We start from the raw sequence: 24,687 nt of genomic DNA, 5'->3' as shown, positions 1-24,687 counted from the left end.
CTACAGACACCAAAACGCCGCTCGAATGAGCGGCGCCCTGGAAACCGGCTGACAGCGATGATACCACCGGCCGAAGCAGTTAAACCCGCCTGCGTGCCAGCCATTTCATCAGTGCCGCCTCAAACGACCGACACCGGAAGAAGATCAATCGCGCACGTAGATGATTTCCGGACCATCTTCATCATCCACATCTTCTTCGTCCCAATCGTCGTCACCGATGTCATGGACCGACTTCACGCCACTGCGACGCAAGGCACGCTGGTCATCCAGTGCCTGCAACTGCGCACGCGCCTCGTCTTCGATACGCTGATCAAGCTCGGCCAGCTCTTCCTTGTAGGCCGGGTCATTGGCCAGGCGATCGGCGCGATCTTCCAGGTAACGCATGATGTCGTGGCACAAGCGCTCGGTGCCCTCTTTGGCAATGGCCGAGATCACATAGACCGGACCTTCCCACTCCAGGCGATCGACGATTTCCTTGACCCGCTCCTCATGCTCTTCCTCAAGGATCTGGTCGCACTTGTTCAATACCAGCCAACGATCGCGCTCGACCAGGGCCGGACTGAACTTGGCCAGCTCGTTGACGATGACTTCGGCGGCATCGGCGGGGGAGCTTTCGTCCAGCGGCGCCATATCGACGAGGTGCAGCAACAGACGGGTACGAGACAAGTGCTTGAGGAAACGAATCCCCAGGCCGGCACCCTCGGAAGCACCTTCGATCAGACCCGGGATATCCGCAATCACGAAGCTCTTCCAACGATCGACGCTGACCACCCCGAGGTTAGGCACCAGGGTGGTGAACGGATAATCGGCGACCTTTGGCTTGGCGGCCGAGACCGAACGAATGAAGGTACTCTTGCCCGCGTTCGGCAGACCCAGCAGCCCCACGTCAGCCAGCACTTTCATTTCCAGCTTCAGATCACGCTGCTCGCCGGGCTTGCCTGGCGTGGTCTGGCGCGGCGCACGGTTGGTACTGGACTTGAAACGAGTGTTTCCCAACCCATGCCAGCCACCATGAGCCACCAGCAGGCGCTGGCCCGGCTTGGTCAGGTCGCCAATCACTTCCTGAGTGGCGGAGTCGATCACCGTGGTACCAACCGGCACGCGCAGGACCAGATCCTCGCCTTTCTTGCCAGTGCAGTCGGTGCTGCCGCCGTTGGAGCCGCGCTCGGCATCGAAATGCCGGGTGTAGCGATAATCCACCAGGGTGTTGAGGTTTTCATCGGCGACCATGAAGATCGAGCCGCCATCACCACCATCACCGCCGTTCGGACCGCCGTTTTCAATGAACTTTTCCCGACGGAAACTCATGCAACCATTGCCGCCGTCACCAGCCTTCACTCGAATCGATACTTCATCAACAAACTTCATGACACACGCCTCTCGTCATATGGACGAGCCGAAAAAAACAAGACATAAGACTCTTGCAAAAATGAGCGCAGCGGCCTGATTCACGCCCAACTGCAGCGCCGACAGCCCATACAAACAGCTTTGCAAGAGACTCACCCCACAAACGAAAAAGCCCCGTCGCAAGACAGGGCTTTTCCAGCGATCTCGCTATTAAGCTGCGATAACGCTTACGTAACGACGACCGAAGGCGCCCTTTACTTCGAACTTGATCACGCCTTCGATTTTAGCGAAGAGAGTGTGATCCTTGCCCATGCCTACGCCGTAGCCAGCGTGGAATTGGGTGCCGCGCTGACGCACGATGATGTTGCCTGCCTTGATAGCCTGGCCGCCATACATCTTCACGCCAAGGCGTTTGGCTTCTGAGTCGCGACCGTTACGGGTACTACCACCAGCTTTTTTGTGTGCCATGAGTTCAATTCTCCTAGTGAGGAATTAGGCTGAAATTAAGCCTGAATACCGGTGATTTTGATCTCGGTGTACCACTGGCGGTGGCCCATACGCTTCATGTGGTGCTTACGACGACGGAACTTGATGATGCGGACTTTATCGTGACGACCTTGGGAGATCACTTCAGCCACAACGGTAGCGCCAGCAACGACTGGAGCGCCGATATTCACGTCGTCGCCATTGGCGACCAACAGAACGCGATCAAAAGTCACGGATTCGCCAGTGGCGACTTCCAGTTTTTCGATCTTCAGGTATTCACCTGGGGCGACCTTGTATTGCTTGCCACCAGTAACGATTACTGCATACGACATGGTATTTCTCCGATAATCCTGCTCACCCAGCGCTTTATAGGAAAAGGTATTGGCTGGCATGGCTGCATGGGCTGGAAGGCCCGGGATGCAATTGCGTAAGGCAGGTGCTGCCCAGGAAGTTCAGGGTGCGCGATTGTACGCAAGCCGACGAAGCCTTGCAAGTGGCCGCCAATCCCGCCAAAGCTTCACGCCTTGACAGGCCTGGGTGTGGGTCCTAGCATGCCGCGCAACCCTTCTGGAGCGCCTGTCGCTGATGCAACCCCAAGCTTTCTACCGCGCAGTGGCGGACGATTTTAGTGCCGTCGACGGCATCATCAAGAAGCAGCTGACTTCCCGAGTGCCGCTGGTATCGAAAATCGGCGACTACATCACCTCGGCCGGAGGCAAGCGCCTGCGTCCTTTATTGGTGCTCCTGTGCGGCAAGGCCCTGGGCCGGGAGGGCGACGACCTGCGCCTGCTGGCCGCCACCATCGAGTTCCTGCACACCGCTACCCTGCTGCATGACGACGTGGTGGACATGTCCGGCATGCGCCGCGGCCGCTCCACCGCCAATGCCATGTGGGGCAATGCCCCAAGCGTGCTGGTGGGCGACTTCCTGTACTCGCGCTCGTTCGAAATGATGGTCGAGCTGGGCTCGATGCCGGTCATGAAGATCCTGTCCCAGGCCACTCGCATCATCGCCGAAGGCGAAGTGCTGCAGCTGTCCAAGGTACGCGACGCCAGCACCACGGAAGAAACCTACATGGAAGTCATCCGCGGCAAGACCGCTATGCTTTTCGAAGCCTCGACCCACAGCGCCGCCGCCCTGGCCGGCGCCAACGCCGAACAGAGCGAAGCCCTGCGCACCTTCGGCGACCACTTGGGCGTAGCCTTCCAACTGGTGGACGACCTGCTGGACTACAGGGGCGACGCCGAGACCCTGGGCAAGAACGTCGGCGACGACCTGGCCGAAGGCAAGCCGACCCTGCCGCTGATCTATACCATGCGCGAAGGCACCCCCGAGCAGGCAGCGCTGGTACGCCAGGCGATCCAGAAAGGCGGCATCGAGGATCTGGAAAGCATCCGCGAGGCCGTCGAGGCATCCGGCTCGCTGGATTACACCGCGCAACTGGCCCGTGACTATGTCGCCCGCGCCATCAAATGCCTCGATGCCCTGCCGGCCAGCGAATATCGCGACGCACTGGTGGAACTGAGCGAGTTCGCGGTCGCCCGCACCCACTAACATCCCTGGGATTTTTTCTGGCGTGGGGGTTTTCCCCCGCCGGGCTGCGAAGCAGCCCTAAAAGTCATTCCCCGTGTCCCAGGCAGATGGAGTTGAGCACCGCTCTTGGGGCTGCTACGCAGCCCAGCGAGGACAAATCCCCTTGCCAAAGGCCTCCAAACGCAGCGACGTCACCCTCCCACAACAAAACCCTATATAATGTGCGCCCTTTTGCCCTCCTGATACCCAAGGAACCTTAGTGAGCACGTTGCCACCCTGCCCGAAATGCAATTCCGAATACACTTACGAAGACGGCACCCAACTGGTCTGCCCGGAGTGTGCCCACGAATGGTCCGCCAGCGGCGAAGCTGAAGCGGCAGCCGACGACACCGTGAAAAAAGATTCGGTCGGCAACGTCCTGCAGGACGGCGACACCATCACCGTGATCAAGGACCTCAAGGTCAAGGGCACTTCCCTGGTGGTCAAGGTAGGCACCAAGGTGAAGAACATCCGCCTGTGCGACGGCGACCACGACATCGACTGCAAGATCGACGGCATCGGCCCGATGAAGCTCAAATCCGAGTTCGTCAGAAAAGTCTGAGCCTTCTGTATTCCATCCCGCGCCCTGCGTGGGATGGTGCCTACCCCTCCCCGCTTTAGCCCCGTTACTAGCACCTTGGCCAAACGCCAGCCATCCGAACCACCACAACCCATCGTCCGAAAAAAAATCGGAATACAAATAGACGCTTGCTATTTAGCGAATAGGAATTATTCTCATCAGACCCATCAAGGAGATGAGAACCATGACTTATTTGATCGATGCCTGGCTGGACCGCCCACACCCCTACCTCAGGATCCTGCATCGGGAAACCGGGGAAGTCTGTGCGGTACTTGAGGAAGAAGCCCTGAGCGAACTGCAGGACCAGGGTGACCTGGACCTCAACAGCCTGAACTCCAGCGAGCCGCTGGTGCTCAAGGAGCTGGTGCGCAATCTGTTCCTGTTCTGCTACGCCCGGGCGTTGCGCCCCACTGGCGATTTCAATGGCAGGCTGCACGGATGAATGCGCAGCTCATGGGGGAGCGGGTTTGCTCGCGAAGGCCGTGTGGCCGTTAACGACAACGTCGCCTGGCAGTCCATCTTCATCGGACCGCGGCCCGGAGCAAGCCGGCTCCCACATGCATTTGCCCAGTGCAAGACCGGGCAGGGTCTTACAGGACGTCCAGCAGCTCGACGTCGAACACCAATACGCTGTGCGGCGGGATGCTGCCAACGCCTTGAGCGCCGTAAGCCAGTTCGCTCGGCACGTACAGGCGCCATTTGCTGCCAGCGTTCATCAGTTGCAACGCTTCGGTCCAGCCCGGAATCACACCACCCACCGGGAATTCGGCAGGCTGGCCACGATCGTAGGAGCTGTCGAACACAGTGCCGTCGATCAGGGTGCCGTGATAGTGGGTGCGCACCTGGTCTTCACGGGTCGGCTTGGCGCCTTCGCCCTGGGTCAGCACTTCGAATTGCAGCCCCGACGCCAGGGTGGTGACGCCATCGCGCTTGGCGTTTTCAGCCAGGAAAGCGCGACCTGCACCAGCAGCGGCTTCAGCCTTGGCGGCGGCTTCGGCCTGCATGATTTCGCGGATGACCTTGAAGCTGGCAGACATTTCTTCCTGGCCCACACGGCTCGGCTTGCCGGCGAAAGCGTCGGTCAGGCCAGCCAGGATCGCGTCCAGGCTGACGCCCGGCGGTGGGTTGTCGCGCAGCTGGTCACCCAGCTGACGGCCGATGCCGTAGCTGACGCGGGTTTCGTCGGTGGACAGGTTAACTTCGGACATGGTGCTGCTCCGCTATGCGGACGGCTCGGGAAATCGCCGTGCGTGACACAGCGCCTCCCGAAGCGCCCGGAACCAAAAGGGCGAGCAGACTAGCACAGATGCCGCGGCGGGTGACGTGCCCTTGCATCAAAGATACCCCGCCAGAAACGACAACGCCCGCCTGTTTTTTAGACAGACGGGCGCTGCGCCAGGACGATGGGCTGGCCTCAGTGCTTGGTCAGCTTGTCCAGATACCCCATGGCAAAGGCCGACACCACGAAGGTCATGTGAATGATCACGTACCACATCAGGTGCTCGGGATCGACGTTCTTGGCGTCCATGAAGATGCGCAGCAGGTGGATGGACGAGATCGCCACGATGGAGGCCGCGACCTTCATCTTCAGCGACGAGGAGTCCATGGTGCCGAGCCAGTTGAGCTTTTCCTTGTCGGAATCGATGTCCAGTTGCGAGACGAAGTTCTCGTAGCCGGAAATCATCACCATCACCAGCAGGCCACCCACCAGCGCCATGTCGATCAGCGACAGCAGCACCAGGATCAGGTCGGACTCGGCCATGGAGAACACATTGGGGATGACGTGAAAGACTTCCTGGAAAAATTTCAGCGCCAACGCCAGCAAACCCAGGGACAGCCCGAAGTAGATCGGCGCCAGCAGCCAGCGGGAGGCGTACATTGCGTTTTCGATAAAGCGTTCCATTGATTCTCACACCAGGGCTGAAAATGGCGGCGAGTATACCAGCCACCATCTGCCCCACAAACGCCGGGCCCGTCCCTGGGCCCTGCCCTTGTATCAAATTCTTACTTAATGAAACGGTCCGGCACCGGCGCTCAACGGGGTGGACGGAACTCGAAGCCGCCGTTGCGACTGCGCCCGCCATTGATTTCACGCAGCTGGGCTTGCATGTGCAGGCACCAGATCTGAGGGTCGTCGGCCAGTTCGTAGCCATGCAATGTCAGGCTCTGGACGATGGTATCGAGGATGGACTCGGCCGCATTCGGGCCTGGGAAAGGCCCTTGGGCCTTGAGAGCGGAAGGTTGTTCGCCGGCCATTCCGGCGGCAAAGAGCAAGGTCCACATGCCGTTGTCGCCCGCCAGCGGACGGATGGCGCATTCGATCCGGGTGACCAGGCCCAGGCATTGACGGGTAAGGCAAAGGTTGCGCGACATGGCGGCGCCCCTCAGTGATACGGTGTTCAGCCCCGAGAGGCTGTTTCGATCCGATGATGATCTCTCGCTATCCTTGAACTGAGGATAGAAGAAAAGTTCCGCCAGCAAGCCCACCAAGACCAGAATGCGCCGAATGGTCATAGTGTGAATATTGACGCCAAAGCGATGGCTTTTCTTGAGTTGACCCAATCATTGCGGGAGCGGGCTGGCTCGCAATGGCGGTGTTTCAGTCAACGGCATGTTCACCGAACGACCACCTTGGCCAGCCAGCCCACTCCCGATCAGCCCCAGGTGAACGGCAGTCGATCAGGCCGGCTTGGTCTCTGCCAGCGCTTGTTGCGCCTGCTCTTTCTCCGCCTCCTTGATGTCCTCCTCACTGACCATTTCCGCAATCACCCGCAGTCGCTCTACCACCCGGGCGTTGACGCTGCCCTCGGGAAACTCGCCGTTTTCATCCGGCTCACCGGCAGGTTCGCCGACCAACAGGCTCAGCGCTTCGTCGGCCTGGCGCACCGCATAGACGTGGAACTGCCCTGCCCGCACGGCCGCCAGCACTTTTTCATCGAGCATCAGGGTGGCGACGTTGGCCTGGGGAATGATCGCCCCCTGCTCGCCGGTCAGCCCGCGAGCTTCACAGAGACGGAAGAAACCTTCGATCTTCTCGTTGACCCCGCCCACCGCCTGTACTTCGCCGAACTGGTTGATCGACCCGGTGATGGCGAAACACTGCTTCAGCGGCGTCTTCGACAAGGCCGAGATCAGCGTGCAGGCCTCCCCCAGGGAAGCGCTGTCGCCGTCGACGTAACCGTAGGATTGCTCCAGGGCGATACTGGCGGAAATCGCCAGGGGAAATTCCTGGGCGTAGCGACTGCCCAGGTAACCGGTGAGGATCATCACACCCTTGGAGTGGATCGGCTGGCCCAGGTTGACCTCCCGCTCGATGTCGACGATGCCGCTGCCGCCCGGGTACACCGTGGCGGAAATCCGCGCCGGTACGCCGAATGCCGAATCGCCTACCTCCAGCACCGTCAAGCCGTTGCACTTGCCCACGGCGGCACCGTCGGTGTCGATCAGGATGATTCCCGCCAGCATATCGTCGAGGATCCGCGCCGAAACGCGCCCGGTCCGGGTGGCCTTGGCCTTGAGCGCACGCTCGATGTGGCCCGCATCGGTCATTTCGTCCCCGGCCAACTGACGGATGAAGTCCGCCTCGCTGACCAACTGGAACAGATCGCCGATGCGCGCCGACAGGCGCCCCTGGTGTTCGGCCAGGCGCGCACTGTAGGTGGCCAGGCGCGCCACCGCATCGGCGGTCAGAGGCGCCATGCCCTCTTCCGAGGTGCGGGTCTTGAGCAACTGGGCGAACTGCTCCAGGCTCTCGTCGCCCATGGGGATGTCTTCGTCGAAGTCCACCAGCACGCGAAACATTTCCTGGAAATCCGAATCCAGGTCCTGCAAGGCGTAGTACAGCTGACGAGCGCCGATGATCACGACCTTGACCTGCAACGGAATGTGTTGCGGCGTCAGGCTCACCGTGGCCACCCGGCCCAGCTCACCCAGCGGTGATTCCATCTTAAGCTTGCGCGATTGCAGGGCGCGCTTGAGGGCGTCCCACACGAATGGCTCGCCAAGCATTTTTTCCGCTTCGAGGATCAGGAAGCCGCCATTGGCCCGGTGCAAGGCGCCGGGACGCAACTGCCGGTAGGTGGTGTAGAGCGCGCCCTGGTCCGTGCTGTACTCGATGCGTCCGAACAGGTTGTCGTACGTCGGGTGCGGCTCGAACACCACGGGTGCGCCACCGCTCGCCGGATGCCCTACGACCAGGCTCGGGGCGTATTGCTCCTCCAGCAACTTGCGGGCGATGGCGTCGGTCTTGCTGTCGTCCACCAGTTGCTCGACCACGGTCCTGAGCAGGTTGACCTGCATCGCCTGCAGGTAACCGCAGACGGCCGCGTTCTCGGCGTATTTCTCCGAAAGCGGCGCCAGCAGGGGTTGCAGGGCCAGGGTGATGGTCTCTTCGTTGAGCTGGCGCAACTGGTTGTTGGACTCGCGCTTCCATTGCGGCAGGCTGGCAAGTTCCTCGTTCAGGCGCTCTTCCAGGCTGGAAATGTCTTCATGGAAACGCTCGCGCTCGGCCTCCGGCAACTGGGCGAATTCCGCTTCGTCCAGGGCCTTGCCTTCGCTCATCGGGGTGAAGGCGATGTTGCTGCTGTCGCGGTACAGCGCGACATCCTTCTCCAGCGCCAGGCGTTCGATCACATCGAGGGCACGGTCGTAGCGCTGGTTGAACGCGCGGTCGATGGCACTTTTTTTCTGCTGGTAGGACGGGTGTTCGAAGACCGCAGGAAAAGTCGCCAGCAGGTTGTCGATCAGGCCGTTGATATCGGCGATGAAAGCGCCAGCGGTTCCCGAAGGCAGCTCCAGGGCCCGGGGTTCACGAGGCTCGTCGAAGTTGTTGACGTAGACCCAGTCGGCCGGGGTCTGCATGCGCTTGCCTTCGGCCTTGAGGTAGCGCTTGACGAACGAAAACCGGCCGGTACCGGGTTCGCCCATGACAAAGACGTTGTAACCGGGGCGCGGCATGGCCACGCCGAACTGCAAGGCTTCGACCGCACGTTCCTGGCCAAGCACACCGCGGAAGGGCTCCAGATCATTGGTGGTAGAGAAGCTGAACTGTTCAGCGGAAAACGGACGAGTCAGCGCTTCGGGCGCTAGACGCAGGCTGGCAGCAACAGGATCAGGCATCGGGCTTCCTTACATCAGGCGGGGCAGATAGCGGCATTCTGGCGCCCCCCGCACCGCACTGGCAAGGAGCGCCTCAGGCCAAAGCATAGTCAAGACGTTCACCCGGGGCGCGGGCCAGAAAATACATGGGTTTATGGATAGTTTTTTGCAAAATGTCACGGAACCCTCGGATCGTGCCTAAACTCCAACTTGCGCGGCTGGATGAATAACCGGCCCACTGGCGCCTGGCCCTTCGGGCCAGACCCTGTCCGATTGGTATGCACATAAAAGAGAACATAGCTATGAAACGGATTCTTCTCGGTACTCTCTTCACCGCTGTATCCCTCAACGCCATGGCTCAGGCGCCAGGCGGTCCGGATTGCGGTTGGGGCAACATGCTGTTCGAAGGTCAGCGTGGCACCCCGGCTCACTTCCTGGCATCCACCACCAACGGCACTTCCGGCAACGCCACCTTCGGCATGACCTCCGGCACCAATGGTTGCTCCACCAACGCAGCACTGACCTACGGTGGCAAGTCCTGGCTGGCCATGAATGGCATGATGAACGAGCTGTCCGAAGACATGGCCAAGGGGCAGGGCGAAGCGCTGACCACCTATGCCGTGGTACTGGGTGTGGCACCGGAAGACCGTGCCCACTTCTCCGCCGTTACCCACGAGCACTTCCAGCAGATCTTCAGCAAGGCTGACGTGACCGCAGAAGATGTGCATACCAACACTCTGGCCGTGCTGAAAAACGATCCTCGCCTGGCCAAGTACGCTACTCAAGCTTAAGCTCGACCCCACTCGCTCCTTTCGGGGAGCGGGTTTTCTTTTCGAGGCCCCCCTTCCGGTCTTTTTATTTTTTGACTTTCCAAGTAGCCGACTATGCTCAAACGCCTTGCCTGGCTGGCGCTCTGTGTGTGCGCCCCGTTGTCCGCCGCGCCTCATGTCGACACCCAACGTTTGCAGCAACTGGCCAATGACCCCTTCTGGATTTCCCTGGGCCACTACGAAACCGCCAAGCTGGGCGGCTGGCGCAGCTATATCAACGACGAGAAATTCTTCCTTGCCCCTGACGGCAACGAACACCCCGACCACGAGTTGAGCGCCACGCTGCAAGCCCTGTACGGCCCGGCCGACGCCGGCCAGCAGCACGCCCAATGCGTGTACCCGGCACGCACGCGATGGCTCAAGGCGCAGCTCAACCTGACGGACCTGCCGGTGGTCAACTGCAGCGAATTCACCCAATGGTTCAAGGACGTCTCTCCTCATAGCGCAGTGATGATCTTTCCCGCGGCGTACCTGAACAGCCCCTCGTCGATGTTCGGCCACACCCTGTTGCGTATCGACCAGGCCGACGTGCAGAGCGACAAGACCGCCCTGCTCAGCTACGCGATCAACTTCGGCGCCTACATCGAGGGCTCCGACAACAGCCTGCTCTACGCCTGGAAAGGCCTGATGGGAGGCTATCCCGGCCTGTTCGCCCTGGTGCCCTACCAGGAAAAGCTCTCTGAATACCGCAGCCTGGAGAACCGCGACCTGTGGGAATACCGCCTCAACCTGAGCCAGGCGGAAACCGAGCGGATGGTCGAGCATGTCTGGGAGCTCAAGCAGATCCGGTTTGACTACTTTTTCTTCGACGAAAATTGCTCCTATCGCCTGCTGGAACTGCTGCAAGTGGCTCGCCCCGGCCTGCGCCTGACCGAACAGTTCCCGCTGACCGCGATTCCCACCGACACCGTCAAGGCCGTGAAGGACGCTGGCCTGGTGGAGAGCATCCAGTATCGGCCGTCCCGCGAGCGGGAACTGCTCAGCCGTGCCGAGCCGCTCGATGACGACGAACAGCAATGGGTCCTGAAGGTCAGCGCCGACCAGCAGAACCTGCAAACGCCCGGGTTCAGGGCACTGCCTCGCGAGCGCCAGGCCCTGGTGGTCGACGCGGCCTATCGTCTGGAACGGTACCGAGCCAATGGTCAGGAGCGCGACCCACAGCGAGCCCAGCGCAGCTTCGAGCTGTTGAGGGCCATCAACCGCAATCCTGCCCCGGAGCTCGATATCCCGCAGCCGGGTCTGCCCGAGGACGGTCATCAATCGCGCACTTGGCAAGCCGGCCTTGGTACCCGGGGCGATCGGGCGTTCGGTGAATATGGCTTGCGCATGGCCTACCACGACCTCAATGACAATGCCGAGAGTTTCCCGCTGGGGGCGCAGATCGAGATCCTGCAGTTGAAACTGCGCCAGTACGAAGGCAACGATTGGCAGGTCCAGCAACTGGACCTGGCGACCATTCGCTCCCTGACCCCGCGCAACGAGCTGCTACAGCCGTGGTCCTGGCAGGTCACGGGAGGCCTGGAGCGAGTGCCGGGCAAGCATGACGATGAAACCCTGGTCAGCCACGTCAATGGCGGTGCCGGTGGCACCTGGGCGCTGGGCGAGGACGTGCTCGGGTTTGCCCTGGGCACGGTGCGGGTGGAACACAACAATGACTTCGCTCAGTTCATCGCCCCGGCCGCCGGCTTCAACAGCGGCGTGCTGTGGAAAAACCCATTGGGCAACCTGAGCCTGGAAGCCAAGGGCGACTACTTCACCAATGGAGAGGTACGCCGCAGCGTGAGCCTGAATCAACAATGGGAACTGTCCCGCAACCTTGGTCTGCGTCTGAGTGCACAGCGCGAGTTCAGCCACCTGGCCTCGCCGGAGAACGAGGTGATGCTGGAGGTCAAGTGGTACCACTATTGATCGGCCCACGACCGCTCGCTCGGTGAACGGATTCATCACAACGCTTTCACGTCGGCCCGACAAATCGACTTCTAGACTTTCTCCCATGAATGGGCAAGGCAGGGCGATCGATGAGGCGCGTAGTGACGGTAATGGCTGTGCTGATGCTGCTCGGTGGCTGTGAAACCACCCACCAGGACCTGATCGCACGGGGCTTTCCTCCAGCGTTCGCCGACGGCTTCGATGATGGTTGCAGCAGTGGCCGTCAGGCAGCCGGCGTGATCACCGGCCAGTTCAGGAAGGACGTTCCACGCTACCTCAAGGACGCCTATTACGCCGAAGGCTGGCAGGATGGCTCGCGCCAATGCCTGGCCATGCGCGAAAGCGAAGAGCGCGATGCCTACCGCGAACGGCACTGGGACGAGCGCGAGCGGGCCTGGCAGCAGGAAAAGGATCGGGACGCCGCCCGGGCTTATCGCTCGCAGTGAGTCGCATACAGGCATTCGGGGAAACCAAAAGCCTGCCAGCATGGCCCAAACTCCAGGAAAGGAGAAAAACCATGAGTCGTGCCTTCGTCAACGAAGACAACGCCGCGGCCCAGGCCGATCAGCCGGTCGAACGCCAGGTCAGCGCGCAGATCAACTACGTCACCCCCGCCGGGCTTGCCCAACTGCAGGCCCGGGTCGCCCAGTTGCAGGCTCTGCACAGCCAACAGACGGCCAGGCAGGAGCAGGCGGACAAGCAGCGCATCGCGGATATCGAACGGGATCTGCGCTATTTCAACCAGCGCTTGAAAAGTGCACAGGTGGTGACGCCAACGTCATCGGACCAGGTGCGGATCGGACATTGGGTGACCTTTGTCGACGAGCATGATCACGAGCAGCGGGTGCAATTGGTGGGCGAAGACCAGGCCGATGCGGCCAGTGGGCTGATCAATTGGGGCTCGCCCCTGGGACGGGCATTGCTGGGAGCCAGGGTCGGAGAAGAAGTGGTCTGGAAACGACCGGTGGGGGATCTGGCGATCGAAGTGCTGGCAATAGAGCCGGGGTAACCCTCATGGCCTCCGCCAGGCCCTTTCGAACACGGCATTATGAGCTAGCGCAAGCATCGTGGCGGGCTTGCCCGCGAAGGCGGCGGAACAGGCAACACGGAGGTTGAATGAACCGACGCCTGCACAGGCAAGCCACGCCTACAACAGTTCCACAGGCTGATCAGGCCAGTTTCTTGTGCCGTACACGATGCGGCTGGGCAGCGGCTTCGCCGAGGCGTTTCTTGCGATCGGCTTCGTACTCGGTGTAGTTGCCCTCGAAGAACACCGCCTGGGAGTCATCTTCGTACGCCAGGATGTGAGTCGCCACGCGGTCAAGGAACCACCGGTCGTGGGAGATCACAATGGCGGCGCCCGGGAAGTCCAGCAGGGCTTCTTCCAGGGAACGCAGGGTTTCGACGTCGAGGTCGTTGGACGGTTCGTCGAGCAGCAGGACGTTGCCACCCTCCTTCAGGGTCAGCGCCAGGTGCAGACGCCCACGCTCACCGCCGGACAGGTCCTTGACGAACTTCTGCTGGTCGCCACCCTTGAAGTTGAAGCGCCCCACATAGGTGCGCGACGGAATTTCATAGCTGCCGATGCGGATCTGGTCGGAACCGTCGGAGATCTGCTGGAACACAGTCTTGCTGCCATCCAGGTCTTCGCGGCTCTGGTCGACGCAGGCCAGTTGTACGGTTTCACCGATTTCGATGGTGCCCGAATCCGGCGTCTCCTTGCCCATCAGCATGCGGAACAGCGTGGACTTACCCGCACCGTTACCACCGATCACGCCGACAATGGCGCCCTTGGGCATGGAGAACGACAGGTTGTCGATCAGCACGCGATCGCCGTAGCCCTTGGTGACGTTCTTGAATTCGATGACCTTGTCACCCAGGCGCGGACCGGCCGGGATGTAGATCTCGTTGGTTTCGCTGCGCTTCTGGAATTCCTGGGACTGCATTTCCTCGAAGCGTTGCAGACGAGCCTTGGATTTGGACTGGCGGGCCTTGGCGCCTTTGCGCACCCACTCCAGCTCTTCCTTCATGGCTTTTTCATGGGCCGACTGCTGCTTGGATTCCTGGGCCAGACGCTCGGACTTGGCTTCCAGCCAGCCCGAATAGTTGCCCTCGTAAGGAATGCCCGCGCCGCGGTCGAGTTCCAGGATCCAGCCGGCGACGTTGTCCAGGAAGTAACGGTCGTGGGTGATCGCCACCACGGTGCCCGGGAAGTCGTGCAGGAAATGTTCGAGCCAGGCGACGGAATCGGCGTCCAGGTGGTTGGTCGGTTCGTCGAGCAGCAGCATGTCCGGAGCGGACAGCAGCAGGCGGCACAGGGCCACACGGCGCTTTTCACCGCCGGACAGGTGTTCGACCTTCGCGTCCCAGGCCGGCAGGCGCAGCGCATCGGCGGCGACTTCCAGCTGGCGCTCCAGGTTGTGGCCGTCGCTGGCCTGCAGGATCGCCTCCAGCTTGGCCTGTTCGGCGGCCAGCTTGTCGAAATCGGCGTCCGGGTCGGCGTAGGCGGCATAGACCTCATCCAGGCGTGCCTGGGCGTCCTTGATCGCGCTGACGGCCTCCTCGACCACTTCACGAACGGTCTTGGTCGGATCCAGTTGCGGTTCCTGAGGCAGGTAACCAATGTTCAGGTCCGGCATCGGGCGGGCTTCGCCATCGAATTCCTTATCGACGCCGGCCATGATTTTCAGCAGCGTGGATTTACCCGAACCGTTGAGGCCCAGCACGCCGATCTTGGCGCCGGGGAAAAATGACAATGAAATGTTTTTCAGGATTTCCCGCTTCGGCGGAACAACTTTGCTCAGCCGATGCATGGTGAAGACGTATTGAGCCATGGTGAACCTAGCGTCTGTGACAGGTGAAAAGAACGAGCCGGGCCATGCGCGGCGCCGGCAGTTGACGGTCATCAATGCCTGCGGGCAGATAAAGCCTGGGAGTCTGAGCGTGCGCTCCTGGGTTTGTAGGAAAGGTGCCTGCGGCTTGCCTGACCGCCGTTCGGCGAACTTTCTTACAAAGCCTGGTTTGACCGGCAAAGCTACCTCAACCGTCCGTCAAGGTCCAGCCGCCAGGGACTGGCACTTTGCCACAACTCAAGGCATGCTAGCCGCCCTTCGGGCGTCCAGCTTATAGTGCACGTCGCGCCAGTCCAGCAAACTGCAGGATTACAGCTTGTCCAACGTCACACCGACTCTGTCCCCACGTGCACCGGATGCTGTGCCTGGCTCGCCCCTGCGCGGGACATTGAAGGGCGCCCTGGCCACGCTGGTATTGCTGCTGCTCGGATTGCTCTTCTGGCAGTTGCTCGACCAATTGCGTGTTACCCAGCAGCAACAACGCCAGTACACCATCGACTACACCGCCGACCTGGCCGCGCAAGTCAGCCTGAACATGGCCCTGAATGCGCAGATCGCCCTCAACCTGCTACCGATCGTCGAACAACCGCAAACGGCCGACGAACAGCAGGCCCTGTTGCGCAAACTCCAGCAATCGCTGCCTGAACTGCGCAGCCTGGCGTTGCTCAGCCCCTCCGGCCGGGTGCTCAGCGACAGCGACGCCGACAGCCACGACGCCAGCTACCTGACCGAGCTGGTGCGCCGCAGCCACGCCCAGGCGCACTATTTCAGCAATGCCGACGACGGCTCCGTGGTGCACCTGTTGTTGCACCAGGCTTCCGGCAGTACTCGCGGCTACTGGGCCCTGCGCCTGACCCCAAGCTTCTTCGCCACGTTGACCAAGCAGGCCGATACAGGCCTGCGTCCATTGTGGCTGGTGGAGAACCGCCTCAACCGGCAGATCATCAGCCGCGACGAGAGCCACCCTTCGGTCACCCCGGTACACCTGTCGCCCGAGGATCTGGACAATACCGTATTGACCGTGCCCCTGAGCAGCAGCGACTGGCAATTGCGCGGGCTGTTCGACCGCCGGCAGGTGCTCGAGCAACTGTTGCCGGCCTTCATCGGCAAGTGCCTGCTGGGGCTGGCTTTCTCGATGCTGCCGGTGATCGCGCTGCTCAACATGCGCCGCCGTCAACGGCAGTTGCACGAAGGTCGCCGGCGCTATCAAGACATCTTCGAAGGCACCGGCGTGGCCTTGTGCGTACTCGATCTGTCGGGGCTCAAGTCATTCTTCGCCAAGGCCGGCCTGCATAACGGCGATCAACTGCGCACCTGGATGAAAGTCCCGCACCAACTCGAGCAGTTGCAGCAGGAAGTGCGCATCACCGAAGTCAATCAGATGGCGTTGCGGTTGCTCAATGTCGATTCCTGCGGGCAGGCCTGGCAACTGCTGGTGGGCAACGGCCCCCAGGACAGCAGCCCCGTCGGTTCGAAACTCCTGGAAGCCCTGCTCGATCCCCACAAGCAACTGGAATTGGAAATCAAGCTCCAGGACGCCCATGGGCGCGATCAACACCTGTGGCTGGTTTTGCGCCTGCCGGAAAAACAGGAGGACTACAACGCCGTCATCCTGAGCATCAACGACATCACCAGCCGCAAGCTGATCGAACTCTCCCTGCTCGAACGCGAAGGCTTCTGGTCCGACGTGGTGCGCACCGTGCCGGACCACCTCTATGTGCAGGACGTCATCAGCCAGCGGATGATCTTCAGCAACCACCACCTGGGCCAGACCCTGGGGTACGACCGTACCGAACTGCACCAGATGGGCGAGTACTTCTGGGAAATCCTGCTGCACAGCGACGACGCCGACCATTATCAGGACCTGCGCCAGGAGCAACGACGAGGCGGCTACAGCCAATTGCTCCAGTGCCAGTTGCGCTTTCGCCATCGCAATGGCAAGTGGCGCCGTTTCGAGATCCGCGAACAGGCCCTGGCCCGGGACCGTCACGACCAGGTGACGCGGATCATCGGCGTGGCCAAGGACATCACCGAACAGATCGAAGCCAGTGAGTCGCTGCGCGACAGCGAGCAGCGCTACCGGATGCTCGCCGAAAGCATCAGCGACGTGATTTTCTCCACCGACAACAAGCTTTCGCTCAACTACGTCAGCCCGTCAGTGCAAGCCGTGCTGGGCTATAACGCTGACTGGATCTTCCAGAACGGCTGGCAATCGACCATCGCCAATCCGCAACAGCTGACCGGCATCTACACCCTGATGGACCGCCTGAGCAAGGCCCTCGACAAGCCCGAGCAACTGGCCGAGCTGCGCAACCAGATGCAGACCCAGTTGTTCCTGTTCGACTGTCTGCGGGCCGACGGCCGCAAAATCCCTATCGAGTTGCGACTGGTGCTGGTGTGGGACGATCTGGGCGCATTCGAAGGCGTACTCGGCGTCGGCCGCGATATCAGCCAGCAACGGCGCGCCGAGAAGGACCTGCGCATGGCCGCCACGGTGTTCGAGCACTCCACGTCGGCGATCCTGATCACCGACCCGGCCGGCTATATCGTCCAGGCCAACGAAGCCTTCAGCCGTGTCAGCGGCTACGCGGTGTCGCAGGTGCTCGACCAGTTGCCCAACATGCTGACCGTGGACGACCAGCAGGAAGCCCACCTGCGCTACGTACTCAAACAGTTGCAACAGCACAGCACCTGGGAAGGCGAAGTCTGGCTAAAGCGCCGCAACGGCGAGCATTATCCGGCCTGGGTCGGCATCACGGCGGTGCTGGACGACGAAGGCGACCTGGCCAGCTACGTGTGTTTCTTCAGCGACATCAGCGAGCGCAAGGCCAGCGAGCAGCGCATTCATCGCCTGGCCTATTACGACGCCCTCACCCACCTGCCCAACCGCACGCTGTTCCAGGACCGCCTGCATACCGCGCTGCAATCGGCCGAACGGCAGAAGACCTGGGTGGTGCTAATGTTCCTCGACCTGGACCGTTTCAAGCCGATCAACGACTCCCTGGGCCATGCCGCTGGCGACCGGATGCTCAAGGAGATGGCAACCCGGCTGCTGGGCTGCGTCGCCGACGACGACACCGTGGCCCGCATGGGCGGCGACGAGTTCACCCTGCTGCTGCAACCACGGGCCAGCCGGGAAATGGCGCTGAACCGGGCGATCAACGTCGCCGAACAGATCCTTGCCAGCCTGGTCCGGCCATTTGTCCTCGAAGGCCGGGAATTCTTCGTCACCGCCAGTATCGGTATCGCCCTGAGCCCACAGGACGGCAACGAACTGAGCCAATTGATGAAAAACGCCGACACGGCCATGTACCACGCCAAGGAACGCGGCAAGAACAACTTCCAGTTCTACCAGGCCGATATGAACGCCAGCGCCCTGGAGCGCCTGGAACTGGAAAGCGACTTGCGCCACGCCCTGGAACAGAACGAATTCGTGCTGTATTACCAACCGCAGTTCAGCGGCGACGGCAAACGCCTGACCGGCGCCGAGGCCCTGCTGCGCTGGCGTCATCCGCGCCGCGGGCTGGTGCCGCCAGGGGACTTCATCCCGGTGCTGGAGGAGCTCGGGTTGGTGGTGGATGTCGGCGACTGGGTCATCAGCGAGGCCTGCCGGCAGCTCAAGACCTGGCACCAGGCCAAGGTCCGGGTGCCGAAGGTCTCGGTCAACATCTCGGCCCGGCAGTTCTCCGACGGCCAGCTCGGCACGCGCATCGCCAACATCCTGCGCAGCACCGGCCTGCCGCCGGCCTGCCTGGAGCTGGAACTGACGGAAAGTATCCTGATGCGTGAGGTCAGCGAGGCCATGCAGATCCTGGCCGGATTGAAGAACCTCGGCCTGAGCATCGCCGTGGATGACTTCGGCACCGGCTATTCGTCGCTCAACTACCTCAAGCAATTCCCCATCGACGTGCTGAAGATCGACCGGACCTTCGTCGATGGCCTGCCCTCCGGCGAACAGGACGCCCAGATCGCCCGGGCGATCATCGCCATGGCCCACAGCCTCAACCTGGCGGTGATCGCCGAAGGGGTCGAGACCCACGAACAACTCGATTTCCTGCGCGAACATGGCTGTGATGAGGTCCAGGGTTACCTGTTCGGCCGCCCGATGCCGGCCAATCGGTTCGAAGCACAGTTCAGCAATGATGCGTTGTTCATGCTCGACTGAGGTTCTTCGGTGCCTGTGGTGGCCTCATCGCGAGCAAGCTCGCTCCCACATGTTGACCTGCGTGCCTATCACCCTGTGGGAGCGAGCTTGTTCGCGATAGGGCCCGCCAAGGCCACGCAGCATGGCGCTTGAATCCCATTCGTCCGCGACATGACGTCCTTTCATATGCCTTCCAAAACCGGTTGGGTTAGAATGCCCCCCTTTTCTGCCCCCGATCCTTGAGGACCGCCATGTTCAGCCGTGATTTGACTATTGCCAAGTACGACGCCGATCTCTTTGCCGCCATGGAGCAAGAAGCTCAGCGCCAGGAAGAGCACATTGAGCTGATCGCTTCGGAAAACTACACCAGCCCCGCGGTGATGGAAGCTCAAGGCTCGGTTCTGACCAACAAGTACGCCGAGGGCTACCCGGGCAAGCGCTACTACGGTGGTTGCGAGTACGTAGACGTAGTTGAGCAACTGGCCATCGACCGCGCCAAGCAACTGTTCGGCGCCGACTATGCCAACGTCCAGCCCCACGCCGGCTCCCAGGCCAACGCAGCCGTCTACCTGGCCCTGCTGTCGGCCGGTGACACCATCCTGGGCATGAGCCTCGCCCACGGCGGTCACCTGACCCACGGCGCCAGCGTTTCGTCCTCCGGCAAGCTGTACAACGCCATCCAGTACGGCATCGACGGCAACGGCCTGATCGACTACGACGAAGTCGAGCGTCTGGCCCTCGAACACAAGCCGAAAATGATCGTGGCCGGCTTCTCCGCCTATTCGCAGGTTCTGGATTTCGCCCGTTTCCGCGAAATCGCCGACAAGGTCGGTGCCTACCTGTTCGTGGACATGGCCCACGTGGCCGGCCTGGTCGCCGCTGGTGTCTACCCCAACCCGGTGCCTTTCGCCGACGTGGTCACCACCACTACCCACAAGACCCTGCGCGGTCCACGTGGTGGCCTGATCCTGGCGCGCGCCAACGCCGACATCGAGAAGAAGCTGAACTCCGCCGTATTCCCGGGCGCCCAGGGCGGCCCCCTGGAACACGTCATCGCTGCCAAGGCGATCTGCTTCAAGGAAGCGCTGCAGCCTGAGTTCAAGGCCTACCAGCAGCAGGTGGTGAAGAATGCCAAGGCCATGGCCGGCGTGTTCATCGAGCGCGGCTTCGACGTGGTGTCCGGCGGGACCGAGAACCACCTGTTCCTGTTGTCCCTGATCAAGCAGGACATCTCCGGCAAAGACGCCGACGCCGCGCTGGGCAAGGCGTTCATCACCGTGAACAAGAACTCGGTGCCAAACGACCCACGCTCCCCGTTCGTCACTTCCGGCCTGCGCTTCGGTACTCCGGCCGTGACCACTCGTGGCTTCAAGGAAGCCGAGTGCAAGGAACTGGCTGGCTGGATCTGCGACATCCTGGCCGACCTGAACAACGAAGCGGTCATCGACGCCGTACGTGAGAAGGTCAAGGCCATCTGCAAGAAACTGCCGGTATACGGCGCCTGATCAGCCCGTTCAACCGTCATTAAAAAGGCCCGCATCGAAAGATGCGGGCCTTTTTCATTCAATGCCGCCCTGGAGTGGGCAAATAACTCCAAACCATTCAGAAACTTCCACTCCTTAACACTTTACGCCTTGCAATACACCGACCGGCAATAGCCTTGGGAAATTCCATTAATATCGACCCCGAACAACGCTACAACTCGTGAACTTCACAAAGGATTCGAATATTACATGGACAGTAATCTTTCTTTTGATGCAACCCTCCGCCTGCCCGATAACCACGTAAACCTGCTGGAAGTACTCCATGGCAAGCCTGCACTGGCCTCCGTCAGTTCCTTCAGCGGCGGGTTCTTCACCGGCAGGCCACAGACCCTGGACCACTCGAGTTTGCTGGGCTTGCGAGCCAATGCAGAAGGCGCGGCACCACGACCGCTGAGACTGCATTTCAGCGCCACGGCAGATGGCTACAGGCTGCACATCAGAAACCGAGGCGAGCATTACAATAAGTTGATTGGCATCCGTTGGCTCGAAGTACTGGGGGTAAATGACCCGAACATTGACACGCCCACGGCATTCACGCTGATCGACCATCAGGACACAGTCATCACGCGGGCCGATATCAACGCGCGTCATTTGCCTGTTTCACTGATGACAGCCAATAAGAAGTATATAGGCGGCATGAAAGTACGCGGTTCGCCTTATATATACCTCGCTGAAACGGAAGAGAAATCCCGGATAACCTTCATCCTGAGCGTCGTCGATAAAAAACGCTCCTGAGCCCGCAACGAGAATGACGAACGGTCAACGCTGGCGGATCCTGATGGCGAGGGATTCGTCTCCTCGCCATGGGGTTTGCCCCTTGGCCGGGCAAGGCGGGCCGGACGTTGCACGGAGCAAACCTGAATGGACAACGCCCGCAGTCTGGGGAACATCAAAGCAGGACGGCTTCGAAACCTGCGCGGATTTTTTCCTCCGGCAGCTCATCGGCAATGAAAACGATCACGCTTTCCCTGGCCTCGTCCGGTGCCCATTCGGTGTCCCAATCGAAACCGTATAACTTGAGCACGCCCTGGAACACCAGGCGCCGGGATTCTCCGGCAATGTTCAGCACACCCTTGTAACGCAGCAATTGCTTGCCATGGTCTTCCAGCAACTGGTTCATGAAGGTGCTGAGCCTGTCGATGTCCAGTGGTTTGTCAGTGCGCAATACCAGGCTGCTGATGCGATCTGCCGTGGCCGGCTTGAGGACCGGTCGCAGGCTGAATCCCGCGCCCAGGTCGGCATTGAGATTGAAGCCGCGGATATCAAGCAGCTCGGCCAGATCGATCCTGCCGTGCTCCACGACCCGGATGGGCGCCCGCCGGTTGATACGGGTCAGGCGTTCACCAAGCGCTTGCACTTGCGCAGCGTCCACCAGATCGGTCTTGCTGAGCAGCAGACAGTCAGCGAACCCGACCTGGGCCTGGGCGATGGCCTGGGCCAGGTGCAGGTCGGCATGGGCCGCGTCCACCAGGGTCAGGATGCCGTCGAGAATGTAGCGCTCACGCAGTTCCTCATCGATGAAAAACGTCTGGGCCACCGGCGCCGGATCGGCCAGGCCGGTGCACTCGATCACCAACCGGTCAAACGCGATCTCGCCGCTGTCCAGCCGTTCGAGCAACAGGTACAGGGCCTTGGTCAGGTCGGTGTGGATGGTGCAGCACACGCAACCGTTGGCCAGGGTCATGACCTGCACCGGCTCATCGCCCAGCAATTGGGTATCAATGCCGGCATCACTGAATTCGTTCTCGATCACAGCGATTTTCAGGCCGTGCTCGGCCTTGAGCAGATGACGCAACAGCGTGGTCTTGCCGGCGCCGAGAAAGCCGCTGAGGATGGTGACCGGGATGGGAGAGGACAAACTGAATCTCCTTGATAGCTGAAAGGAAAGCAATTTTTGGGGATGAGCCTGCTCGCGAAGGCATCGGGTCAGTGGACATTATCATTAACTGACACTCCGCCATCGCGAGCAAGCGCGCTCCCACAAGGGATCCGTGGCGTAAGCAAATCCTGAGGTCACCTCACAAAAGGGGTCTGTGGTGTATGCACTTCTTGAGCCCCCAGAAACAACTGTGGGAGCGAGCAAGCTCGCTCCCACAAGGGTTGCATCATCCGCCGGCAATCAGCGGTTCAACAGCACTTGGGCCCGGCCTTGCCGCCGTAGCGGGCTTCCTGGCGTTCGCGGAAGAACGCCTCGTAGTCCATCAGCGGCTTGTCCGGGTGCTTGGTTTGCATGTGCTCGACGTAGTTGTCGTAGTCGGGCATGCCGACCATCAGGCGGGCGGCCTGACCGAGGTATTTACCGAGGCGACTCAAGTCATTGAACATCGTTGCAATCCTCTGGTTACGCGTCCGGCAGGGCCTGGAATGGCGCTTCTTTGTCCGTGCGCTCTTTCGTGCCCCAGGCGGCGATGCCGACCTTGAGCGCGTAGAACAGGATGCTGAAGACCACGAACAGGAACAGCACCGTCAGCGTGGCGTTGGTGTAGGCGTTGAACACCACGTGCTGCATCTGCTCCACGCTCTTGGCCGGGGCCAGGACCTGGCCGGCGGCCAGGGCATCGTTGTACTTGCGCGCCAGGGCCAGGAAGCCGATCGCCGGGTTGGCGTCGAACAGCTTGATCAGGCCCGCGGTGGTGGTGCAGATCAGCAGCCACGTCGCCGGCAGCAGCGTGACCCAGACGTAGCGCTGGCGCTTCATCTTGATCAGCACCACGGTACCGAGCATCAGGGCGATCCCCGCCAGCATCTGGTTGGAGATGCCGAACAGCGGCCACAGGGTGTTGATGCCACCCAGCGGGTCGATCACGCCCTGGTACAGCAGGTAGCCCCACAGTGCCACGCAACCGGCGGTGGCGATCAGGTTGGCGGGCCAGGATTCGGTGCGCTTGAGGGCCGGCACGAACGAGCCCAGCAGGTCCTGCAGCATGAACCGCCCGGCACGGGTGCCGGCGTCCACCGCGGTGAGGATGAACAGCGCTTCGAACAGGATCGCGAAGTGGTACCAGAACGCCATGGTGTTCTCACCCGGCAGCACCGAGTGCAGGATCTGCGCGATACCCACCGCCAGGGTCGGCGCACCGCCGGCGCGGGCCAGGATGGTGGTTTCGCCGATGTCCTTGGCCACCGCCTGCAACGCGTCCGGCGTGATGGCAAAGCCCCAGTTGCTGACGGTCTGCGCCACGGCCACCACGTCGGTCCCGACGATGGCCGCCGGGCTGTTCATGGCAAAGTACACGCCCGGCTCGATCACCGAAGCGGCGACCATGGCCATGATCGCCACGAAGGACTCCATGAGCATGCCGCCGTAGCCGATGTAACGGGCATTGACTTCGTTATCCAGCAGCTTGGGCGTGGTGCCCGATGAAATCAGCGCATGGAAGCCCGACACCGCGCCACAGGCGATGGTGATGAACAGGAACGGGAACAGCCCTCCCTTCCACACCGGGCCGGTGCCGTCGGTGAACTGGGTCAGCGCCGGCATCTTCAGCTCGGGCATGGTGATCAGGATGCCGATCGCCAGGGCGACGATGGTACCGATCTTGAGGAACGTGGACAGGTAGTCCCGCGGCGCCAGGATCAGCCACACCGGCAGCACCGCCGCGACAAAGCCGTAGCCGATCAGCATCCAGGTGATCTGCACGCCGGTAAAGGTGAAGGCCTTGGCCCAGACCGGATCGGCGGCCACCTGCCCGCCCAGCCAGATCGAACCCAGCAGCAACAGCACGCCGATGAGGGAAATCTCACCGATGCGGCCCGGACGGATGTAGCGCATGTAGATGCCCATGAACATCGCGATCGGGATGGTCGCCATCACCGTGAAGATCCCCCACGGGCTCTCGGCCAGGGCCTTGACGACGATCAGCGCCAGCACCGCGAGGATGATGATCATGATCAAAAAGCAGCCGAACAGCGCGATGGTGCCGGGGATACGGCCCATTTCCTCGCGCACCATGTCGCCCAGGGAGCGACCGTTGCGGCGGGTGGACAGGAACAGGACCATGAAATCCTGCACCGCACCGGCCAGCACCACGCCGGCGATCAGCCAGAGCGTGCCGGGCAGGTAGCCCATCTGCGCCGCCAGCACCGGCCCGACCAGCGGCCCCGCGCCGGCAATCGCCGCGAAGTGGTGGCCGAAGAGGATGTGCTTGTTGGTCGGGACATAGTCCAGGCCATCGTTATTGAGCACGGCGGGAGTGGCCCGGCGCGCGTCGAGTTGCATCACGTTGTTGGCGATGAAAAGGCTGTAGTAGCGGTAGGCGACCAGGTAGATGGCCACGGCTGCGACGACGATCCAGAGGGCGTTGAT

Annotated in this window: 21 protein-coding genes; 10 read left to right on the top strand and 11 right to left on the bottom strand. The window is 61.4% G+C overall.

All coding sequences use genetic code 11. The features are described from left to right. Positions 1 to 144: 144 nt before the first annotated feature. The 3 genes from cgtA to rplU form a co-directional block, all read right to left on the bottom strand. Positions 145 to 1,368, bottom strand: a complete 1,224-nt coding sequence (gene cgtA / locus BT179_RS23005) for an Obg family GTPase CgtA (RefSeq protein ID WP_072432001.1) — start codon at positions 1,366 to 1,368, stop codon at positions 145 to 147. Between the two features lie 189 nt (positions 1,369 to 1,557). Next, complete coding sequence (gene rpmA, locus BT179_RS23000) at positions 1,558 to 1,815, bottom strand: 50S ribosomal protein L27 (protein ID WP_053153633.1); 258 nt, start codon at positions 1,813 to 1,815, stop codon at positions 1,558 to 1,560. Between the two features lie 35 nt (positions 1,816 to 1,850). Then, positions 1,851 to 2,165 (bottom strand): 50S ribosomal protein L21, encoded by a 315-nt coding sequence (gene rplU / locus BT179_RS22995; RefSeq protein WP_007950961.1) that lies wholly within the window; start codon positions 2,163 to 2,165, stop codon positions 1,851 to 1,853. A 253-nt stretch (positions 2,166 to 2,418) separates the two neighbouring features. Between rplU and BT179_RS22990 the strand changes: the two genes are divergently transcribed. The 3 genes from BT179_RS22990 (at position 2,419) to BT179_RS22980 (ending at position 4,427) form a co-directional block, all read left to right on the top strand. Then, positions 2,419 to 3,387 carry a polyprenyl synthetase family protein gene (locus tag BT179_RS22990; RefSeq protein WP_072432002.1) on the top strand — a complete coding sequence of 323 codons (969 nt, stop codon included), beginning with the start codon at positions 2,419 to 2,421 and terminating at the stop codon, positions 3,385 to 3,387. 238 nt (positions 3,388 to 3,625) lie between these two features. Continuing rightward, positions 3,626 to 3,967, top strand: coding sequence for a zinc ribbon domain-containing protein YjdM (locus BT179_RS22985; protein ID WP_072398590.1), 342 nt, complete (start codon positions 3,626 to 3,628; stop codon positions 3,965 to 3,967). A gap of 202 nt (positions 3,968 to 4,169) precedes the next feature. Continuing rightward, positions 4,170 to 4,427: a PA4570 family protein gene (locus tag BT179_RS22980; RefSeq protein ID WP_072398589.1), complete on the top strand. Its 258-nt coding sequence runs from the start codon at positions 4,170 to 4,172 to the stop codon at positions 4,425 to 4,427. 148 nt (positions 4,428 to 4,575) lie between these two features. Here BT179_RS22980 and BT179_RS22975 read toward each other — a convergent pair whose 3' ends face one another. From BT179_RS22975 to BT179_RS22960, 4 genes are all read right to left on the bottom strand, one after another. Continuing rightward, positions 4,576 to 5,193 carry a BamJ family beta-barrel-assembly machinery protein gene (locus BT179_RS22975; protein ID WP_072398588.1) on the bottom strand — a complete coding sequence of 206 codons (618 nt, stop codon included), beginning with the start codon at positions 5,191 to 5,193 and terminating at the stop codon, positions 4,576 to 4,578. Between the two features lie 206 nt (positions 5,194 to 5,399). Beyond that, positions 5,400 to 5,888 carry a TIGR00645 family protein gene (locus tag BT179_RS22970; RefSeq protein ID WP_042731944.1) on the bottom strand — a complete coding sequence of 163 codons (489 nt, stop codon included), beginning with the start codon at positions 5,886 to 5,888 and terminating at the stop codon, positions 5,400 to 5,402. A 131-nt stretch (positions 5,889 to 6,019) separates the two neighbouring features. Further along, positions 6,020 to 6,358, bottom strand: coding sequence for a PA4575 family protein (locus BT179_RS22965; protein WP_072398660.1), 339 nt, complete (start codon positions 6,356 to 6,358; stop codon positions 6,020 to 6,022). A 306-nt stretch (positions 6,359 to 6,664) separates the two neighbouring features. Further along, positions 6,665 to 9,103, bottom strand: coding sequence for a Lon protease family protein (locus BT179_RS22960; RefSeq protein WP_072398587.1), 2,439 nt, complete (start codon positions 9,101 to 9,103; stop codon positions 6,665 to 6,667). Positions 9,104 to 9,384: 281 nt separating this feature from the next. Between BT179_RS22960 and BT179_RS22955 the strand changes: the two genes are divergently transcribed. From BT179_RS22955 to BT179_RS22940, 4 genes are all read left to right on the top strand, one after another. Further along, on the top strand, positions 9,385 to 9,873 hold the full coding sequence (locus BT179_RS22955; protein WP_024780764.1) for a DUF3015 domain-containing protein: 489 nt from the start codon (positions 9,385 to 9,387) through the stop codon (positions 9,871 to 9,873). A gap of 93 nt (positions 9,874 to 9,966) precedes the next feature. After that, positions 9,967 to 11,820, top strand: a complete 1,854-nt coding sequence (locus BT179_RS22950) for an Lnb N-terminal periplasmic domain-containing protein (RefSeq protein ID WP_072432003.1) — start codon at positions 9,967 to 9,969, stop codon at positions 11,818 to 11,820. 110 nt (positions 11,821 to 11,930) lie between these two features. Then, positions 11,931 to 12,287, top strand: coding sequence for a hypothetical protein (locus BT179_RS22945; protein ID WP_072432004.1), 357 nt, complete (start codon positions 11,931 to 11,933; stop codon positions 12,285 to 12,287). Between the two features lie 71 nt (positions 12,288 to 12,358). Further along, positions 12,359 to 12,850 (top strand): GreA/GreB family elongation factor, encoded by a 492-nt coding sequence (locus BT179_RS22940; protein ID WP_072398584.1) that lies wholly within the window; start codon positions 12,359 to 12,361, stop codon positions 12,848 to 12,850. Between the two features lie 160 nt (positions 12,851 to 13,010). Here the strand turns inward: BT179_RS22940 and ettA are convergent, their stop codons facing one another. Next, positions 13,011 to 14,675 (bottom strand): energy-dependent translational throttle protein EttA, encoded by a 1,665-nt coding sequence (gene ettA, locus BT179_RS22935; protein WP_072398583.1) that lies wholly within the window; start codon positions 14,673 to 14,675, stop codon positions 13,011 to 13,013. A 334-nt stretch (positions 14,676 to 15,009) separates the two neighbouring features. On the opposite strand from ettA, the gene BT179_RS22930 reads away from it, so the two are divergent. The 3 genes from BT179_RS22930 to BT179_RS22920 all read left to right on the top strand — a co-directional run bounded on the left by BT179_RS22930 (position 15,010) and on the right by BT179_RS22920 (position 21,116). Next, on the top strand, positions 15,010 to 18,858 hold the full coding sequence (locus BT179_RS22930; protein WP_072432005.1) for a bifunctional diguanylate cyclase/phosphodiesterase: 3,849 nt from the start codon (positions 15,010 to 15,012) through the stop codon (positions 18,856 to 18,858). 230 nt (positions 18,859 to 19,088) lie between these two features. After that, complete coding sequence (gene glyA, locus BT179_RS22925; RefSeq protein WP_053153674.1) at positions 19,089 to 20,342, top strand: serine hydroxymethyltransferase; 1,254 nt, start codon at positions 19,089 to 19,091, stop codon at positions 20,340 to 20,342. A gap of 228 nt (positions 20,343 to 20,570) precedes the next feature. Continuing rightward, a complete protein-coding gene (locus tag BT179_RS22920; RefSeq protein ID WP_072432006.1) occupies positions 20,571 to 21,116 on the top strand; it encodes a hypothetical protein in 546 nt (181 codons plus the stop codon). Positions 21,117 to 21,270: 154 nt separating this feature from the next. On the opposite strand, the gene yjiA is transcribed toward BT179_RS22920, so the two are convergent. From yjiA to BT179_RS22905, 3 genes are all read right to left on the bottom strand, one after another. Continuing rightward, positions 21,271 to 22,239 carry a GTPase gene (gene yjiA / locus BT179_RS22915; protein WP_072432007.1) on the bottom strand — a complete coding sequence of 323 codons (969 nt, stop codon included), beginning with the start codon at positions 22,237 to 22,239 and terminating at the stop codon, positions 21,271 to 21,273. A gap of 269 nt (positions 22,240 to 22,508) precedes the next feature. Beyond that, positions 22,509 to 22,706, bottom strand: coding sequence for a YbdD/YjiX family protein (locus BT179_RS22910; protein WP_072390895.1), 198 nt, complete (start codon positions 22,704 to 22,706; stop codon positions 22,509 to 22,511). A gap of 16 nt (positions 22,707 to 22,722) precedes the next feature. Beyond that, positions 22,723 to 24,687 (bottom strand): carbon starvation CstA family protein (locus BT179_RS22905; RefSeq protein ID WP_072431146.1); only part of this gene is annotated, 1,965 nt, incomplete at its 5' end.

This window comes from Pseudomonas sp. NFACC43 (genome assembly GCF_900119645.1).
Taxonomy (GTDB): domain Bacteria; phylum Pseudomonadota; class Gammaproteobacteria; order Pseudomonadales; family Pseudomonadaceae; genus Aquipseudomonas.
This window is presented reverse-complemented; position numbering and strand designations above follow the sequence as displayed.

What these genes read in the sequence shown, in the direction of transcription:
- cgtA (WP_072432001.1), bottom strand. Translation starts at nt 1,368, where the DNA reads ATGAAGTTTGTTGATGAAGTATCGATTCGAGTGAAGGCTGGTGACGGC.
- rpmA (WP_053153633.1), bottom strand. Translation starts at nt 1,815, where the DNA reads ATGGCACACAAAAAAGCTGGTGGTAGTACCCGTAACGGTCGCGACTCA.
- rplU (WP_007950961.1), bottom strand. Translation starts at nt 2,165, where the DNA reads ATGTCGTATGCAGTAATCGTTACTGGTGGCAAGCAATACAAGGTCGCC.
- BT179_RS22990 (WP_072432002.1), top strand. Translation starts at nt 2,419, where the DNA reads ATGCAACCCCAAGCTTTCTACCGCGCAGTGGCGGACGATTTTAGTGCC.
- BT179_RS22980 (WP_072398589.1), top strand. Translation starts at nt 4,170, where the DNA reads ATGACTTATTTGATCGATGCCTGGCTGGACCGCCCACACCCCTACCTC.
- BT179_RS22975 (WP_072398588.1), bottom strand. Translation starts at nt 5,193, where the DNA reads ATGTCCGAAGTTAACCTGTCCACCGACGAAACCCGCGTCAGCTACGGC.
- BT179_RS22970 (WP_042731944.1), bottom strand. Translation starts at nt 5,888, where the DNA reads ATGGAACGCTTTATCGAAAACGCAATGTACGCCTCCCGCTGGCTGCTG.
- BT179_RS22965 (WP_072398660.1), bottom strand. Translation starts at nt 6,358, where the DNA reads ATGTCGCGCAACCTTTGCCTTACCCGTCAATGCCTGGGCCTGGTCACC.
- BT179_RS22960 (WP_072398587.1), bottom strand. Translation starts at nt 9,103, where the DNA reads ATGCCTGATCCTGTTGCTGCCAGCCTGCGTCTAGCGCCCGAAGCGCTG.
- BT179_RS22955 (WP_024780764.1), top strand. Translation starts at nt 9,385, where the DNA reads ATGAAACGGATTCTTCTCGGTACTCTCTTCACCGCTGTATCCCTCAAC.
- BT179_RS22950 (WP_072432003.1), top strand. Translation starts at nt 9,967, where the DNA reads ATGCTCAAACGCCTTGCCTGGCTGGCGCTCTGTGTGTGCGCCCCGTTG.
- BT179_RS22945 (WP_072432004.1), top strand. Translation starts at nt 11,931, where the DNA reads ATGAGGCGCGTAGTGACGGTAATGGCTGTGCTGATGCTGCTCGGTGGC.
- BT179_RS22940 (WP_072398584.1), top strand. Translation starts at nt 12,359, where the DNA reads ATGAGTCGTGCCTTCGTCAACGAAGACAACGCCGCGGCCCAGGCCGAT.
- ettA (WP_072398583.1), bottom strand. Translation starts at nt 14,675, where the DNA reads ATGGCTCAATACGTCTTCACCATGCATCGGCTGAGCAAAGTTGTTCCG.
- glyA (WP_053153674.1), top strand. Translation starts at nt 19,089, where the DNA reads ATGTTCAGCCGTGATTTGACTATTGCCAAGTACGACGCCGATCTCTTT.
- BT179_RS22920 (WP_072432006.1), top strand. Translation starts at nt 20,571, where the DNA reads ATGGACAGTAATCTTTCTTTTGATGCAACCCTCCGCCTGCCCGATAAC.
- BT179_RS22910 (WP_072390895.1), bottom strand. Translation starts at nt 22,706, where the DNA reads ATGTTCAATGACTTGAGTCGCCTCGGTAAATACCTCGGTCAGGCCGCC.